Here is a 16,491-nt window from a genome sequence, read left to right as displayed (position 1 = left end):
GCCTGTTCTACACAAGTATGCCAAGCCATGTAGGATTCGCTTCGCTCAGTTTTCTTTGTTGGTCAAAATTCATCTCGCCGTTAAGCCGAAGGCTCTAACGGGAGTCCTCTTTTGACATTTAAGATAGCAGAAATCAGGAGACACCCAACGGGATAGGCAGTTGCTCCATCTCCTTCGGAGACGCTTCGCTCTCGACGGAAACCGCCAAGTCCGCACTGCCTCACCGAGACAGGAGACAGAATTGAAACCTTTATCATAAAAGGATTTGACAGAAAAACAGTGTCCTAATCAACTCTTTCTCTGCTATATCACAGTAGAGGACAAATCTCCTGTTCGCCGCAGGCGTTCCCGAAGGGTAGCGTGAGGATCTAAGATCCAAGTGACCGTATCCCTACCGTACTCAAGGCAGAATTCAGTATATTGATTGCGGCGTTATGATCTCTATCTAACTCGCATCCACACCGACAAATATGAGTTCGAGTTGATAGAGATTTTTTAACTGTTGTTCCACAATTTGAGCAGTTTTGGGAGGTATAAACCGGGTTAACAGCAACCGTTACCCGACCAAACTTGCTGCCAAAAGACTCTAACCATTTCCTGAATTGATACCAACCCGCATCATTAATCGACTTAGCTAGACAGTGGTTTTTAACAAGATTGCCGGGAATTCCCCATCCCCTCGTGGGTGGGGCGGGAGAGGCAAGTCAATCTATCGGGCTTACCATCAATCCTTTTTGCGCTTATCAAAGAATCTAGCAATAGCCGACCAACACCGTTCTACAGACGCCTGGCAAGCGTGGGAATTCAAGTCTTTAACAAAAGGGTACATGGCTCGGATTCAGTAAGTGAACTGGAGGTTTATCCTGGTCTGGTGCCAAAATCACGGAAGCTTCCGCCAAATCCGCCAACGTCGGTTTGATAGTCTCTAAGGTGTCCTCGGTTAATAACCTGACCTGTTCCCCTGTTTTCACTTATTAACACAACAGTTTTGCAGTGGGTAGGCAAAATTTTTTTCTTAACCTTTGAATCGGAATTTACTGTTGATCATTATCGTATTTCGATCAAAACATCCGTGAATTCACTGAATCCCTTTACATTGTGAAACAAAAATAGGTTTACATTTTGAAATAAAAATAGGTTTACATTTTGAAATAAAAAAAATGGAAAAAAGTATTGACAAAGAAGAAAAAAAATTGATATTATTCAAACATCAGGAGGGCAAAAGAAAAAACAAATTCCTAAGCCCAAATGAAATCCAAATCAACAATGAGAAAAAGGTACAAAACCATGGCTGTCGAAAAAACCAATTCTTCCTCTAGTTTGGCTGAAGTTATTGATCGCATCCTTGATAAAGGGATTGTTATTGATGCTTGGGCTCGTGTGTCTCTTGTGGGAATTGAATTATTGGCAATTGAAGCCCGAGTCGTGATCGCTTCTGTTGAAACCTACCTGAAATATGCTGAAGCTGTTGGTCTGACTCAATCGGCTGCGGTTCCTGCCTAAGAATTGATATAGATTCTTCAATTGCGAGATTGAAGAATCTTGAAATTCTCAATCGGTGTCTGCTTTTCTTGAACCCCCGAACTTTCGGAAAACTTCCTACGATAAGGGTGCGGGAAAAGCAGGCAGGTGTTTCTTTTATTAACCCCAGTTGCTGTCAATGTTTCGGCTGGTGAGTGGGGTTAACCCATGAATTAGTGTTATTGAGGAGAACCCCCCATGACTGGTCTCATGGAAAAATTCCGACAGGAGCGTTCATCAATCGCTGAAGAAGTGGCTGAACTCTGCCTAGATGTCCAAACTTTTCTGTCGGATGTCCAACTTGAAAGACAACAAAAAGCTGAAGATCAAGCGATTTTCCTCCGCCAATTTCACAAAAATTTGCACCAAGAAAATCGGATGTTTTTAACAGCTATCCAACAAGAACGTCTGTCTCAAGCTCAAAAACAAGCGATTTTCCTCCGCAAATTTCACAAAAACTTGCAACAAGAAAATCGGATGTTTTTAACAGCCACCCAAAAAGAACGTCTAGCTCAAGCGAAGCAGCAAAAACAAAATTTGCGTCAATTTCGTCAAGAGTTGTCTATCTGTGTTTTTGGAAAATAATTCTCTAGGTTCGTTCTAACCCGAATCAAGGCTAGAGTAAAAAACCCTCTAGTCGCTTTTTTGCCAGCTAAACTAGAGGGTTATCATTAAAATACAACAATGAGTTTTAGGTTTTACACCATGTGTGACTAATTCTGCTTCTTTGAGATCCTAAACTCAATTTAGAAGTAGAACTCCTGTCCTTACGGATTCAGGATTCCTGCAAATAAAGTGCTAGTTACTTTTTACCATTAGCAGGCAATAACGGCTAGTCTTACCGCCTACAGATTCCTAAAACCTGTAGATAACCTAAGTATAGCACTGTTTTTACAAACTAGCACATCTTTATTGCAAGTTGTGAGCTTTCTTCACTGCTCAAATTCATTGACATTTACTGAATTTCCACCATGACAGTTGTTGAACATCAAACAAGAAGATCCGTTCTCCGCCTTCGCCCTGGTCAATTTGTCATCACACCGTCGATCCATCAAATGGCAACCCGGGCATTACGTTACTTACACTCTGGTTTTTCCATTCATTTGCGTGGCCCAGCAGGAACCGGTAAAACCACACTGGCAATGCACCTCGCCAATTCTTTAGCCAGACCTGTGATGCTTCTTTTCGGAGATGATGACTTCACTAGTTCAGATTTAATTGGGAGTCAGTCCGGTTATACCCATAAAAAACTGATGGATAACTATATCCACAGCGTTCTCAAAGTTGAGGACGAACTCAAACACAATTGGGTAGATTCTCGATTTACAATGGCTTGTCGAGAAGGATTTACGTTAGTTTATGACGAGTTCAACCGTTCTCGACCGGAAGTCAACAACGTTTTACTCTCCGCCTTAGAAGAAAAAATCCTCACCCTGCCACCGAGTAGTAATCAACCCGACTATCTGCAAGTCCATTCTCAATTTCGGGCAATTTTTACCTCCAATCCAGAAGAATATTGTGGAGTTCATTCGACTCAAGATGCCTTAATGGATCGGTTAGTAACGATTAGTATGCCCGAACCCGATGAACTGACTCAGACTGAAATCCTAGCCCAAAAAACAGGAATTCGTCGAGAAGATGCTTTATTTATTGTGAACCTCGTCAAAACATTCCGTCTGAAAACTGCCGCCGAAAAAACGTCGGGTTTGCGATCTTGTTTAATAATTGCCAAAGTCTGCGCTGAACACGATATTATTGCCACCCCCGAGCAAGCAGATTTCCGGGATATTTGTGCAGATGTTCTCTTATCACGGAGCAATTTATCCATTGGTGAATCGACAACCATTTTATGGGAAATTCTGAACGAAAAGCCAACGGAATCCTTACCGGGTTTAGAGCCAACAGATAGTCCAGTTGCAAGCGCGTTGCCTCCCGATCCTTTTGAGTGAAACCAACCATGACTTTCTCTACTTCTGCCTCACCGATTAAAACCCACTCAAATAACACCCTAACAACGGCGACTCAAGGTTCAAGTTTAGCGGATGTCCTTGAACGAGTTTTAGATAAAGGAATTGTGATTGCTGGCGATATTTCTGTTGCGATCGCCACGACAGAACTCCTGCATATCCGCATTCGTCTGTTAATTTCCTCTGTTGATAAAGCACGGGAAATAGGAATTAATTGGTGGGAAGGTGATCCCTATCTCCATAGCCAATCCCAAACTTTATTAGCAGAAAATCAAGAACTTTCACGCCGACTTCAGACTCTAGAAACCGAACTTCAAACCTTAAAATCCTTAACCCAAGCGAGTGCAATAGAAAACCATGATTCCAACCCGAACGGTAAAGCACATCCCAAAAAGCCAAAAAATCCCCGGCTTAAATCCTAACAAGTTAGAGAGTATCTTCCGTCATTTGAACTTAGATAAAATTTCAAGTTTGCGAAGTTCTACACTTGAACTTCACCGTCAAAAACAAATTCACTAGCTTCGATTATGACACTTGTTTGCACACCTTGTAATTCGGATAATGAGCTTTTACCTACCTCTTCAGAAAATAAGAGTAAAGCGGGTTTAGCACCTTTACTTTTAACTGTGGTAGAACTGGTACGCCAGTTGCTAGAAGCTCAAATTATTCGCCGATTGGAAGGGGGAACTCTCAGCGATTCAGATTTAGATAGAGCCGCAGAAAGTCTCCAAAAATTACAAGAACAAATTCTACATTTGTGTACAATTTTTGAAGTCGATCCGAAGGAGTTAAATATCGATCTTGGAGAATTGGGTAGCCTTTTACCCACTCCAGGAAGCTATTATCCAGGAGAAAGTAGTGCCAATCCTTCTTCAATTTTGGAATTGGTTGACCGACTTTTAAATACTGGAGTTGTCGTCGAAGGAAATGTCGATATAGGTTTAGCACAACTTGATTTAATTCATCTAAAGCTTCGGTTAGTGTTAACATCTCAGCCTATTTAATTTTGGAGATTATTTATGACTATGGGTCTTTATTTATATGGAATATTTCCCGAGAAAATTCCGGATGAAATGGTTTTGGAAGGGATTGATAAGGAACCGGTTCATAGTGAATTCATTTCGGGATTTAGTTTTCTCTACTCTCTGGCTCATAAAGAAAAATATTTAGCTTCCCGTCGCCATTTAATTTGCCATGAAACAGTCTTAGAAAATGTTATGGAAGCAGGATTTCGCACCCTGCTACCGTTACGTTTTGGATTGGTTATCAAAACCTGGGAAACGGTAACACAACAATTGATTGTTCCTTACCAGGATCAACTCAAGGATTTATTTGCCAAATTGTCAGGAAAACGAGAAGTTAGCATTAAGATTTTTTGGGATAGCCAGTCTGAATTACAAAGAATTCTGGAAGTTAACCAGGAGTTAAAACAGCAACGGGATGCCATGATCGGTAAAAACCTGACGATGGAAGAAATTATCCATATTGGTCAACTGATTGAAAATAGTTTATTCCAACGGAAACAAGACATTATTCAAGTGTTTCGGGATAACTTAAACGATGCAACTCAAGAGGTTGTAGAAAATGATCCGATGACGGATGATATGATTTACAACGCCGCCTATTTAATTCCTTGGGATCAAGAACCTGAATTTAGCCAAAAAGTCGAAGCAATTGACCAAAAATTTGGAGATCGCTTGCGAATTCGCTATAACAATTTAACAGCACCCTATACCTTTGCTCAACTCGTGTAAGGAGATTATAACTTATGTTTTTTGATCTTTTATGCTTGCCGATTACTGGACCGATTGGGGGTTTGATGTGGATCGGGGAGAAAATTCAGGAGCGTGCAAACACCGAATATGATGACACCGAAAATTTGCACAAACTGTTATTATCCTTACAACTGGCTTATGATATGGGCGATATTTCTGAGGAAGAGTTTGAAATTCAGGAAGAAGAACTGTTATTAAAAATTCAAGCCTTAGAAGAAGAGTCTGTAGAAAACCAGTCTGAATAATCTCTCAAAAATTTATGAGTAGAAAAAATCAAAACGATTGTTTGATTCATTATCCTACTCTTGCGTTTTCAAACTTTATTGATACTAGCTAGAGATCGGATATTTTTTTCTCTCATAACTTTTCTTGGTAAAGGCGGGTTTTACAAGATCAAGAATTCGAGGAATCCCCTCAAGTTTAACCCGCTCTTTCTTAAGCCTTAATATTCCAGCTCAAAGGCTTGAAAATTATTGGAGGAGTGAGCAACAGGTTTAGAAGGATGAAGCATTTTAGGGACATTGGGATTAGCTTGACGCAAATCTTGGATATTCTGTTCTGTACTCTCAATTTGATGATTCAGAACCGTTAGACGATTTTCTAACTGCTGAATGCGCTGATCCATAAATTTTAATTCTTTTTGGATGCGTTGTTTTTCAGTAATCAACTTATAAAGTTCAAGTTGCTGAGATGCTTCAGATTTATTCCGAGGCATGGTGCTAATCTTAGGTTTAATTGGGCTGGGAAGACGATGGTTTGCCATAACAATTCCTCAATAGTTTATAATCTTATTATAGCGAAGAATTGAGTGTTGTACATGGCTTTCTTAAAAAAGACCTCAAACAAAAATTTAACACTCCGATACAAAGATTTGTAAAAGTTTTGAATTTTTCCTTGGATGAGTCCTATGAAATTGTATAATTTATATACTTACGCTTTTTTAAAAACCCCAACAGAAAAATTAAAATTACCTGTTGGAATTACCAACCCCGTGTTACTGATAACTTCTGGTACTCTCTCAGCCGTAGTTGAACCCGAAGTCTGTTTAGACACCTTACAAAATGATGAAGAATGCTTGATTCAAGCCGTTTTATGTCATGATCGGGTAATCTACGAATTGTTTCAGCAAACGACTGTTTTACCCTTACGTTTTGGCATCTCGTTTATAGAGGCTAAAAATTTACTCATCCATCTCAATTCTAATGCCCAAGAATACCAAGACAAAATCGAACAACTCGAGGGAAAAGGGGAATATCTTTTAAAATGTATTCCGCGTAAGCTACAGGAACCTGTGCTATCCCCAGATTTGGGAGGAAGACAATATTTTTTAGCTAAAAAACAGCACTATCAAGCCCAACAAAACTTTGATATTCTCCAAGGAGCTGAATGGCAAAATATCGTTCATTTAGTGACAGAGAGCTATCCATCAACGATTATTATTGCTTCGACTGAAGCCGAATCAAGAATTTATCTTTTAGTCAAATTTAAAGATGAATATTTACTAACCGATCAGTTCTTAAATTGGCAAAAAGCTTGTCCCCGTTGGGAATTACAATTAGGACAAGTTTCTCCACCCTATCACTTTATTTAACTGAGTTTCTGTATGAATAATTTTAACTCGGTCAACAACCTCCTTAACCGTTATGACTCCCGCCATTTGGTCATGTTTAGTGGCAAAGGAGGAGTCGGAAAAACGACCCTTTCCTGTGGGTTTGCCCGCCGTTGGGCTAAATTATTTCCCGATGAACAAATCCTATTAATCTCAACCGATCCGGCCCATTCTTTAGGAGATGTATTACAAACTCAAGTCAGCGATGAAGCCTTACCCTTAGACGACTTGCCTAACTTAAAAGTTAGGGCGTTAGATGCGGGAAAATTACTCTTAGAATTTAAAGAAAAATACGGAAAATATTTAGAACTTTTAGTTGAACGCGGCAGCTTTGTGGAAGGGCAAGATTTAAGCCCCGTTTGGGATTTAGACTGGCCCGGTTTAGATGAAATTATGGGGCTATTAGAAATTCAACGATTACTGGCAGAAAATATTATAGATCGAATAGTCGTTGATATGGCTCCCTCCGGTCATACCTTAAATCTATTAGGAATCAAAGACTTTTTAGAGATTATTTTAAATTCTTTAGAATTATTTCAAAAGAAACATCGCGTTATTTCCCAAACCTTCTCAAAAACCTACAATACCGATGAAGTTGATGACTTCTTGGTCAAAATGAAAGCGGAATTAACCGAAGGGAAGAAACTGCTGCAAGATTCCCACTTCACCATTTGTTTAATCGTGGCAATTGCCGAACCCATGAGTTTATTAGAAACTGAACGATTAATCAATAGCTTGCATAACTTAAATATTCCCTGCGGTGGCTTATTTATTAATCGGATTATCAGCCAGAAAACTCTAAATTTAGATCGCTATAGCGAGCAACAAGAAATCCTCGAAAAATTCCTCAAAATTCCCAGTCAAGAAGAGATTTTTACTCTTCCCCAACAATCAACGGAACCCCTGGGCGGTGAAGCGTTAGATCAGATTATGAGCCAAATTAAAACTCTCGAAACCGTAGAATTAATTCCCCCGCCTGAAATTCAATGGCCGCAAAAAATTCTCCCGATTTTTAGTGATTTTATCACCGAAAAACGTCAACTGATTATTATTGGAGGTAAAGGAGGTGTCGGAAAAACTACGGTTGCGGCTGCCATTGGTTGGGGGCTAGCTCATCGTCATCCCGAGCAAAAAATTAGAATTATTTCTATTGATCCCGCCCATTCTTTAGGAGATGCTTTTGGAGAGAAATTAGGACATCAACCCAGTGCCTTAACAGATAATTTAAGTGGTCAAGAAGTCGATGCGGATATCATTTTAGAAAAATTTAGGGATGATTATCTGTGGGAACTGGCAGAAATGATTAGCGGTGAAGGAAAAGAAGACGGAGTTATCAAACTTGCTTATACTCCTGAAGCTTGGCGACAAATTGTAGCTCAATCCTTACCCGGAATTGATGAAATGTTATCGTTAGTAACGGTGATGGATTTATTAGACCAAAAACAACAAGATCTGATTATTTTAGATACAGCACCTACAGGCCATCTTCTGCGTTTTTTAGAAATGCCAACGGCTTTAGGAGATTGGTTAGCGTGGATTTTTAAACTGTGGATGAAGTATCAAAATGTATTAGGACGTTTAGATTTAATGGGACGATTGCGAACCTTAAGGCAACAGGTGATGCAAGCTCAGAAAAAATTAAAAGACCCCCAACATACCGAATTTATTGGGGTTCTGCAAGCCCAAGATGCTATTATTGCCGAACAAGTTCGATTAACCGCATCGTTGAAAAAAATGGGAGTCTATCAACGTTATGTCGTGCAGAACCGCTATCAAACCGATGAGGAAATTGATCGGGATTTATTTCCCGAGCAAATGCTGATTCGCTTACCTAGTTTACCTCGGTCAGTGAAAGCGCTAGACCGAGTGAAAGGGGCGGCGGATCTTTTGTTTTAACGGCATCTCGTCGGTGTTTAACCTTAGATGCCTTAACCTCATCCTTCCCCCAGCCCCTATCCTTCAATTGATTCAGGAGAAATTTTATGACAGACTTATTCAAAGGTTTTGAGCAATTGGTTGAACTGGCGAAGACCTTGGAAGAAAAAATTGAAAAAGGAGAAATTAAAACTGAAGTGCAGTTTAGTTCTCGTCCCTTGAGCAATATTCCCCGTTCTGGTGGCATTCCCCGTCCAGGCGGCATTCCCCGTCCAGGAAGTTCTGGTGGGGGTGATTTTGAGGTGAATCGCAATAGCCCATCTTCCCCCGCCGATTCAGGATTTGGAGACACTATCATGCCCCCCTCTGAGGAACCGACAACCGCCTCCCTCAAAGATGTTGGTGGATTGGCAGAAGTTCTAAAAGAACTCAAAGAACTGATTGCCATTCCCCTAAAACGCCCCGACTTGTTAGCCAAATTAGGACTCGAACCTACTCGTGGCGTTCTCTTAGTTGGCCCCCCTGGAACCGGCAAAACCCTGACCGCCCGCGCCTTAGCAGAAGAACTCGGCGTTAACTATATTGCCTTAGTGGGGCCAGAGGTGATGAGTAAATATTATGGGGAAGCCGAACAACGACTACGGGGAATTTTTGAGAAAGCGGCTAAAAATGCCCCTTGTATTGTGTTTATTGACGAAATTGATAGCATAGCACCCGACCGCAGCAAAGTGGAAGGGGAAGTGGAAAAACGACTGGTTGCCCAACTGTTGAGTTTAATGGATGGCTTTGCTCAAACTCAAGGGGTGATTCTTCTCGCTGCGACTAACCGTCCTGACCATCTTGACCCTGCCTTACGCCGTCCGGGACGCTTTGACCGAGAAGTGCAGTTCCGTGTCCCCGACCGCAATGGACGTTTAGAAATCCTCCAAATTCTTACCCGTTCTATGCCCTTGGATGAATCGGTTTCCTTAGAGCTAATCGCCGATAATGCGGTGGGATTTGTGGGGGCTGATTTAAAAGCGGTTTGTCAAAAAGCTGCCTATAGTGCTTTGCGGCGTCAGGTTCCTACCCTGGAAGCCAAAATTCCAGAAACCATGACGGTGAGTCAAGCAGACTTTTTACAAGCACTTAAAGAAGTTAAACCCGCCGTGTTACGGTCTGTGGAAGTGGAATCTCCCCATGTGGCTTGGGAGAATATTGGCGGACTGGAACAAATTAAACAAACCTTACAGGAATCTGTGGAAGGGGCTTTGCTCCATCCCCAATTATATTCACAAACCAAAGCTCAAGCCCCGAAAGGCATTTTGCTTTGGGGGCCACCGGGAACGGGGAAAACTTTATTGGCAAAAGCCGTTGCATCTCAGGCGCGAGCGAATTTTATTAGTATTAATGGGCCGGAACTCCTGAGTAAATGGGTGGGAGCCAGTGAACAGGCGGTACGGGAGTTATTTGCTAAAGCTCGACAAGCGGCTCCTTGTGTGGTGTTTATTGATGAAATTGATACCTTAGCCCCTGCCAGAGGCCGTTACAGTGGGGATTCGGGGGTGAGTGACCGGGTTGTCGGACAAATATTAACCGAGTTAGATGGGTTGCAAACGGGGGCGACGATTTTAGTGATTGGAGCCACTAATCGCCCAGATGCTTTAGACCCAGCTTTACTCCGGGCAGGACGCTTAGATTTGCAGTTAAAGGTTGATTTACCCAATAGTTCCAGTCGTTTAGCCATTCTACAAGTCCATAATCAGGAACGTCCTTTACAAGATGTGGATTTAGGCTCTTGGGCGGAAGCAACGGAAGGCTGGAATGGGGCAGATTTGGCTTTGTTATCTAACCAAGCCGCAGTGATGGCAATTCGCCGTTATCGACATCAGGGAATGACCGTTCCGGCTGATATTCGGATTACAATGGATGATTTTAATCATGCTTACCAAGTTTTAGTTGAACAGCGTGCAACTTGATGTTTTTCTGCTCCAGAATGAACTTGTTGTTGAACCTCTAAGACCGAATCAGAGATTACCAAGAGAAGCAGGTTTAGAGCAAGGTCGTTTACGACGGATTATTTTTGTGCTACAATAGTTTATCGTGGCTCGATTGAATATCTGTTTTGAAAATACCGTCGGGCAGACGGAAATCAACGCCTCCCGAGAGACTGATCTCTGCTTGGACGGGGAAACCCAACCGAGTAAGTCAACTCGTAGAAAGAGGAAGCCCAAATAGTGATGTTTGGAATCTCCGTTGTTTACGACGGAGAGGATGTCAAAATATCATTGCTAATCTTTTTCACTGCCAAATAAAATGGGCTGCGCTCGCAGAGCAATCCCCCGATTAAAATGCGCTTGCTCTACGCTTCGCCACCGTAACTGGTCGGGGTAATTCATCAATTACCCCGACAATTCCTGACTATTCAGGGCGGGTTGATCTCAGTGATCGATAGGAAACATAGATTTGGGTGGAACCCGCCCCTACAATACTGATCACTGTAAAAGCCAAGGGCGGCTGACTTGTTCGAGTTCAGTGAGTTCGGCTTGGCTCATTTCCCAACCTAAAGCCCCTGCATCATCTTTGACTTGAGCGGCGTTTTTAGCTCCTGCGATCGCAATGACTCCCGTTTGAGCATTTATCCAGTTTAACGCCACTTGAGCGGGGGTACGTTGATATTTGGTGGCTATTTGACGCACCACAGACATCACTGGTTCGATTTTTTCTAAACCCGCTTGGGAGAAACGAGAGTCCATCTTTCGTCCACCGACAGGCGGGTTACTGGGGGTATATTTTCCGGTGAGTAGTCCTTGGGCGAGGGGACTATAAGCTAATAACGTCACGCCTAACTGACGCGCCCGATCTAAAATTCCCTTTTGTTCGATTTTGCGGTTGAGTAAGGAGTATTTAACTTGATTTGTGGCTAATGGAATACCCCGCCGAGCTAATATTTGATGGGCGAGTTCCATTTCGTCGGCGGAATAGTTGCTCACGCCAACGGCTAATATTCTCCCTTGTTTAACTTCATCGGCGAGGGCGTTGATTAACGTTTCCTGGGTCATCAAAAAGATGAAGGGCCAATGAACTTGATATAAAGCGACTTGAGGAACTTGTAAGCGTTTCAGGCTAGCCGTTAACGCATCAGCGACGGAGTTTCCCCAAATTCGCCAGGGTAAGGGGCCATATTTGGTCGCCATGATCACCGGCCTGTCGGTTTTTTGCATGAATTTTCCCAGGAGTTCCTCAGATAACCCCTGTCCATAGACTTCGGCGGTATCGAAAAAGTTGATCCCCAATTCTAGGGCGGTGTTAAATGCGGCTTCTACTTCAGCCTCTCCGAAGCTTTTACCATAGTCCCAAAAGAAGTTGTCGCCCCAAGACCAAGTACCTATACACAGTGAGGGAACGGTAATTCCGGTTTGTCCGAGTGTTGTGGTTGTCATTGTGGATGTCACAGTAAAATACTGCTCCATAAAACGTGTACAAAGCGTCACAAGAAGATACTTTTTTCTTTATATTTTGACGCGATCGCAGACAAAAATCTCTAAAAAAACCCGGCTTCTTTAAACAAGGCGTTGGCCGCAATACAAAGATTGATATTTTTTAAGGTTTTCTACAACGAGCAATTGTCCTAAGTTTTTCACTTTTTTTAGAGTTTTTAATTATGTTAAGCATAACGTTTGATTTGTATATTTTACAATCAAATTGTTTGAGTTATTTACAAAAAATTAAAAAATACATTAATCTTAATGATTTGTGGTTAGATTAAAAATCTAGAGATAAAATTATCACTAAACCGCGATTAGAAGCGATTGACTGGCTCATTGGGAATCGCAGATCTGTTGAGCAACTGATGAAATCCGACATTTATTTTGGAAAAAAATATAAATTTTGTATAACTAGCGTTTTCAAACAAAATAACATCTGTCAAAAGGTATAAGATCAATTTATATGCCCATATATTTGCATTTATCAAATTTGAAGAAAATTCTATCTTTTCTTGAGACGTTACCGGAGGGATTTTGATCCGAATTTTAAGAGGATTACTCAAGAAATACACCTAGAGTAGCCTCGATTTTGTATGATGAATGTAGGAGTTTTTATAATGTCGAAGCGATCACTCAAAGCCTCCCCTGCTGGAGTTATACAAGCTAGAAAAGCATTTTCACGTAAAGGCTGGACTCAAGATCAGTTAGCATCAGAAGTCAATCTCAAAACTCGTCAACCCATCTGGAGATTTTTTACCCGCAAACCGATTGAACGTCATACCTTTATAGAGATTTGCAATTTACTTGAGCTGAATTGGCGAGAAATTGCTGACAATCCCCCTGCTGAAATCTTAGAAAAATCCTCTGAATTTGCCGAAGAAATAAAGAATCAAGATATTAATATTTTAGTTCAAAAAGTGCGTTCAAAACGCTACGAAAAAATTCAAGACAGGTGTGGGACTTTAACATTATTAGATATGAACCGCCCTGTTAATCTAGATAATATTTACGTTGATGTCGATATTTTACAAGATATTGCTAACAAACAATGGATAGATATTGAGCAACTTAAAAATCTGACTTCAGAAGAATTTGATCGTTTTGGATTAGGTGATATTTACGAGAAAAGAATCTCGAGTATACAAGCGATAAAAACCTACTCTAAACTGAGAGTATTAGGCAAGCCAGGAGCAGGTAAAACAACCTTTTTACAACATCTAGCGATTCAATGTAATCGAGGTCAATTTGCGGCTAACCGAGTTCCTGTTTTTATCAACTTGAGAGATTTTGCTGATGAATCTAATGAAGACAAAAATTTTAGCTTATACAACTATGTTAATGCTGAGTTTATCACTTCAGACATTACCAACCCGACAATATTAATGACTTTGCTGCATACAGGCAGAATACTACTGTTACTAGATGGACTCGATGAAGTTTCTACTCAAGATACTCAAAAAGTAGTCAAAGAAATTCGTCGATTTTCTGATAAATATCAAAATAATCTGTTTGTCGTTAGCTGTCGGATAGCGGTAAAAGAACTGAGGATCAGAGGCTTTACAGATGTTGAAATTGCTCCATTTACAGAAGAAAAAATTATTAACTTTGCTCAGAAGTGGTTTGTGACATTCACAAAAACTGATGTTTCCGATGGTTTAAAACAAGCAGATAAATTCACAGAACAGATAAACAAACCCGAAAACTTACACTTTCGCCAACTGGTTGTCAGACCTTTATTTCTTCATCTTGCTTGCTGGATGTTTGGCTACCATGAAAAATTCCCCCTGAAAAAAAATGTATTTTATAAGCAATGTCTAGACTTACTTTTGGGGAACTGGGATGAAACGAAAGGCATTGAACGGGATGAAATCTATCAAGATTTTTTACTCCCTCAAAAGCTGAAATTCTTCAGTCAGTTTGCGGCAGAAACGTTTGAAGAGGGGAAATATTTCTTTGAAAAAAACTGGCTTCAGCAATATATTAATGATTATCTACGTGATTTACCCAATAGTTCGACTGAGACAGAGGAACTGCTACTTGATAGTGAAGCGGTACTGAAAGCCATTGAACTACAACACGGAATATTAGTAGAACGATTTAATGGTATTTTTTCGTTTTCTTTTTTAGCATTTCAAGAATATTTTACGGCTCGAAAAATTGTGGCTGGCTATAATTTACGGGCTGTGGAACAGGATTTGCAAAATTTGGTTTCTCATCTGACTGAACCTCGATGGCGAGAAGTCTTTTTGTTAACTGCTTCTATGTTGCGGAGTGCAGATACTTTCATGGAATTAATCAAACAACAAATTGATCAGATAGTCTCTGAAGATGCGTATTTGCAAGAGTTTTTAACTTGGATCAGCCAAAAGTCCATTGATGTTACTTCACCATCCCTAGAAGCGACTCGGGCGTTTTACTTTGGTTTGACTCAAGTTCCTCACCTAGCCCCTAATTTTAGCCTAGCTTGCACGCTTGATCAGGGTATTTTTTTAGATGCCTTATTGGATGATTTAATCAGCAAATGTCAACTGGAGAGTGCTAACAATATTCCAACCTGTAGCGAAGCCCTAGATAATGTTATGACTGTTGTGGTCGATGTAGACTTTAAGTATTCTCTGCAAAAACTCAAAGAGCAACTCCCAGATTTATTACCCAATTCAAGCAAGTCTCAAGCTTGGTTGCAGACAGGTTATACAATGTGGATGGAGGAATTGAGAGAAAAAATTATACAATATCGAAATTTTAAACAAGATTGGAATTTGAGTCCTCAACAGCAGCAAACTTTAGAATGCTATTACAAGGCGAATCAACTGTTACTGGATTGTCTCAATAGTACCTGTGAAGTAACGGAGGCTGTACGCCTTGAAATTCAAGCCTCTTTATTATTATCTACTGATGAATTGGATCAAAGAGAGTGGTCGTAGGGGTTGAGGCAAAAGGGGTTAGGTCATAAAATTTCGGGTCGAGAATGAAACAGCCCTGCCTTTGAAAGGGGGGTTAGGAGAGGGAAAAGGAAGAAAGTTTTTTATTGGGAATGGGGAGCAGTTTAGACCTTTTAAACATTTAATACTAAGAATTCTTTTCCCCTCTCCTGGCAGGGGAGGGGGCGAGGGGGAGGGGTCTAACAAATTCACTGGGAAAATGAAACAGCCCTGCCTTTGAAAGGGGGGCAGGGGGGATAGAGAGAGTTAGCCAGAGGTAGGATAGGGAAACTGAATAGTTTTGAGTTGAGAAATTGGCTAAAAATCCTGTAAATTTTTGTAGTAAATAACACAATTTTCACAATATATACGCTTATCAAACGTTTGTATATACTTTATCTCAAACCCTCTCCTGTTAAACTAAAGACGTAGAAAAAACCTATGACGATACAAAAGAACAGGGGTGAGTTATGCCGACACCAGAACAGTTTGAAAAAATCGCACAAAATATCAAGGATAAAGCCCAAGAAATGTCCTGTAAGTTTCAGGTTCAGATGAAAACTGAAACTTTTCAAAAAGTTGATGAAGTTACAGAGAATATTTCTGAAACATTAGAGTCTGAAAGCGAAGATTTTGATGAGGCTGAAGAAATTTTTACGGATTACTTAGAGAAGATGGGGTTAGCCTGTTGGATTGAGATTATTACCGAATCTCCTGAATGTATCTACTATTTTGGACCCTTTGCTGGGGGCTACGAAGCTCAACAATCTGTTCAGGGTTATTGGGATGATTTGCAAGCAGAAAATGCTCAAATTGTTAGTCTGGATATCCGACGGGGAATTCCTCGAGAACTAACCATCAGAGAGGAAGAAATGGAGAAATATTTTGTGAATTCCGAGTTTTCGAGTTTTGTTTCAGCTTGGTTAGGCGTTTAGGGAAGACATTGACATCCTCACCGCCGTGAACGGACGGTGATTCCATCTATTTAAGCAGATCAAAAATTGATAGCTGCTTAAATTCTGGCGGGTAAACAGTGAACAGTTATCAGTGTGTTGCTTTTTGCCTATTGCAAGATTGCTTTTTGCAAGATTGGAATTCGCGCCAAACTATGAGGTACAAACCAGAAACCCGGTTTCTGCTAGAAACCGGGTTTATACCCACTTTTGCATGATTGCCTTTTGCATGAGTGCCTTTTGCAAGAGTGAGAAATCTATCTTAACGGGGGGGGGCTGGGGGGCTATAGCACTGCCTCCATAATCTTTGATTTGGGGGTAGGTACATGGACACCCCAGGTAAAAAGCGAGGCATTCGACCTGTCCGCTTTTTACAATCTCCGTATCAATTGTTAAACTTAAT

At 40.9% G+C, this 16,491-nt stretch carries 15 protein-coding genes and 1 pseudogene; 12 read left to right on the top strand and 4 right to left on the bottom strand.

Translation table 11 applies throughout. The annotated features are described in order from the left end of the window. Positions 1–303 precede the first annotated feature (303 nt). Positions 304–659, bottom strand: a pseudogene (locus VB836_RS29740) (RNA-guided endonuclease InsQ/TnpB family protein); the annotation flags it as partial. Between the two features lie 628 nt (positions 660–1,287). Here VB836_RS29740 and gvpA point away from each other — a divergent pair. The 7 genes from gvpA (at position 1,288) to VB836_RS29705 (ending at position 5,508) form a co-directional block, all read left to right on the top strand. After that, positions 1,288–1,503: a gas vesicle structural protein GvpA gene (gene gvpA / locus VB836_RS29735; RefSeq protein WP_002735503.1), complete on the top strand. Its 216-nt coding sequence runs from the start codon at positions 1,288–1,290 to the stop codon at positions 1,501–1,503. 216 nt (positions 1,504–1,719) lie between these two features. Beyond that, positions 1,720–2,106: a gas vesicle protein GvpC gene (gene gvpC / locus VB836_RS29730; RefSeq protein ID WP_046278435.1), complete on the top strand. Its 387-nt coding sequence runs from the start codon at positions 1,720–1,722 to the stop codon at positions 2,104–2,106. Positions 2,107–2,492: 386 nt separating this feature from the next. After that, on the top strand, positions 2,493–3,470 hold the full coding sequence (gene gvpN, locus VB836_RS29725; protein ID WP_323225085.1) for a gas vesicle protein GvpN: 978 nt from the start codon (positions 2,493–2,495) through the stop codon (positions 3,468–3,470). Between the two features lie 8 nt (positions 3,471–3,478). Further along, positions 3,479–3,910: a gas vesicle protein gene (locus tag VB836_RS29720; protein WP_046278437.1), complete on the top strand. Its 432-nt coding sequence runs from the start codon at positions 3,479–3,481 to the stop codon at positions 3,908–3,910. Between the two features lie 105 nt (positions 3,911–4,015). Beyond that, a complete protein-coding gene (locus VB836_RS29715; protein WP_046278438.1) occupies positions 4,016–4,492 on the top strand; it encodes a gas vesicle protein K in 477 nt (158 codons plus the stop codon). A gap of 15 nt (positions 4,493–4,507) precedes the next feature. Next, positions 4,508–5,242, top strand: a complete 735-nt coding sequence (gvpF, locus tag VB836_RS29710) for a gas vesicle protein GvpF (RefSeq protein WP_046278439.1) — start codon at positions 4,508–4,510, stop codon at positions 5,240–5,242. Between the two features lie 14 nt (positions 5,243–5,256). Further along, positions 5,257–5,508, top strand: coding sequence for a gas vesicle protein GvpG (locus tag VB836_RS29705; RefSeq protein WP_046278440.1), 252 nt, complete (start codon positions 5,257–5,259; stop codon positions 5,506–5,508). A gap of 197 nt (positions 5,509–5,705) precedes the next feature. Here VB836_RS29705 and VB836_RS29700 read toward each other — a convergent pair whose 3' ends face one another. Further along, positions 5,706–6,026 carry a gas vesicle protein gene (locus tag VB836_RS29700; protein ID WP_046278441.1) on the bottom strand — a complete coding sequence of 107 codons (321 nt, stop codon included), beginning with the start codon at positions 6,024–6,026 and terminating at the stop codon, positions 5,706–5,708. 144 nt (positions 6,027–6,170) lie between these two features. On the opposite strand from VB836_RS29700, the gene VB836_RS29695 reads away from it, so the two are divergent. From VB836_RS29695 to VB836_RS29685, 3 genes are all read left to right on the top strand, one after another. Continuing rightward, entirely contained in the window at positions 6,171–6,854 is a 684-nt protein-coding gene (locus VB836_RS29695) for a GvpL/GvpF family gas vesicle protein (RefSeq protein ID WP_046278445.1), read from the top strand. A gap of 12 nt (positions 6,855–6,866) precedes the next feature. Then, positions 6,867–8,768 carry an ArsA family ATPase gene (locus tag VB836_RS29690; RefSeq protein ID WP_323225080.1) on the top strand — a complete coding sequence of 634 codons (1,902 nt, stop codon included), beginning with the start codon at positions 6,867–6,869 and terminating at the stop codon, positions 8,766–8,768. 86 nt (positions 8,769–8,854) lie between these two features. After that, a complete protein-coding gene (locus tag VB836_RS29685; protein ID WP_046278443.1) occupies positions 8,855–10,705 on the top strand; it encodes an AAA family ATPase in 1,851 nt (616 codons plus the stop codon). 516 nt (positions 10,706–11,221) lie between these two features. On the opposite strand, the gene VB836_RS29680 is transcribed toward VB836_RS29685, so the two are convergent. Further along, positions 11,222–12,169, bottom strand: coding sequence for an aldo/keto reductase (locus tag VB836_RS29680; protein ID WP_323225078.1), 948 nt, complete (start codon positions 12,167–12,169; stop codon positions 11,222–11,224). Between the two features lie 662 nt (positions 12,170–12,831). On the opposite strand from VB836_RS29680, the gene VB836_RS29675 reads away from it, so the two are divergent. Next, positions 12,832–15,138, top strand: coding sequence for an NACHT domain-containing protein (locus tag VB836_RS29675; RefSeq protein WP_323225075.1), 2,307 nt, complete (start codon positions 12,832–12,834; stop codon positions 15,136–15,138). Positions 15,139–15,605: 467 nt separating this feature from the next. After that, positions 15,606–16,070, top strand: coding sequence for a DUF1816 domain-containing protein (locus tag VB836_RS29670; protein WP_323225073.1), 465 nt, complete (start codon positions 15,606–15,608; stop codon positions 16,068–16,070). 216 nt (positions 16,071–16,286) lie between these two features. Here VB836_RS29670 and VB836_RS29665 read toward each other — a convergent pair. Beyond that, positions 16,287–16,491, bottom strand: a 205-nt coding sequence (locus tag VB836_RS29665; protein WP_323225071.1) for a hypothetical protein, incomplete at its 5' end; no start/stop codon positions are given.

Origin of the sequence: Limnoraphis robusta BA-68 BA1 (assembly GCF_034932365.1) — a bacterium.
Classification (GTDB): domain Bacteria; phylum Cyanobacteriota; class Cyanobacteriia; order Cyanobacteriales; family Microcoleaceae; genus Capilliphycus; species Capilliphycus robustus.
This window is presented reverse-complemented; position numbering and strand designations above follow the sequence as displayed.

Bases quoted from the DNA above. Each gene is read 5' to 3' on its own strand.
- gvpA (WP_002735503.1), top strand. From the start codon at position 1,288: ATGGCTGTCGAAAAAACCAATTCTTCCTCTAGTTTGGCTGAAGTTATT.
- gvpC (WP_046278435.1), top strand. From the start codon at position 1,720: ATGACTGGTCTCATGGAAAAATTCCGACAGGAGCGTTCATCAATCGCT.
- gvpN (WP_323225085.1), top strand. From the start codon at position 2,493: ATGACAGTTGTTGAACATCAAACAAGAAGATCCGTTCTCCGCCTTCGC.
- VB836_RS29720 (WP_046278437.1), top strand. From the start codon at position 3,479: ATGACTTTCTCTACTTCTGCCTCACCGATTAAAACCCACTCAAATAAC.
- VB836_RS29715 (WP_046278438.1), top strand. From the start codon at position 4,016: ATGACACTTGTTTGCACACCTTGTAATTCGGATAATGAGCTTTTACCT.
- gvpF (WP_046278439.1), top strand. From the start codon at position 4,508: ATGACTATGGGTCTTTATTTATATGGAATATTTCCCGAGAAAATTCCG.
- VB836_RS29705 (WP_046278440.1), top strand. From the start codon at position 5,257: ATGTTTTTTGATCTTTTATGCTTGCCGATTACTGGACCGATTGGGGGT.
- VB836_RS29700 (WP_046278441.1), bottom strand. From the start codon at position 6,026: ATGGCAAACCATCGTCTTCCCAGCCCAATTAAACCTAAGATTAGCACC.
- VB836_RS29695 (WP_046278445.1), top strand. From the start codon at position 6,171: ATGAAATTGTATAATTTATATACTTACGCTTTTTTAAAAACCCCAACA.
- VB836_RS29690 (WP_323225080.1), top strand. From the start codon at position 6,867: ATGAATAATTTTAACTCGGTCAACAACCTCCTTAACCGTTATGACTCC.
- VB836_RS29685 (WP_046278443.1), top strand. From the start codon at position 8,855: ATGACAGACTTATTCAAAGGTTTTGAGCAATTGGTTGAACTGGCGAAG.
- VB836_RS29680 (WP_323225078.1), bottom strand. From the start codon at position 12,169: ATGACAACCACAACACTCGGACAAACCGGAATTACCGTTCCCTCACTG.
- VB836_RS29675 (WP_323225075.1), top strand. From the start codon at position 12,832: ATGTCGAAGCGATCACTCAAAGCCTCCCCTGCTGGAGTTATACAAGCT.
- VB836_RS29670 (WP_323225073.1), top strand. From the start codon at position 15,606: ATGCCGACACCAGAACAGTTTGAAAAAATCGCACAAAATATCAAGGAT.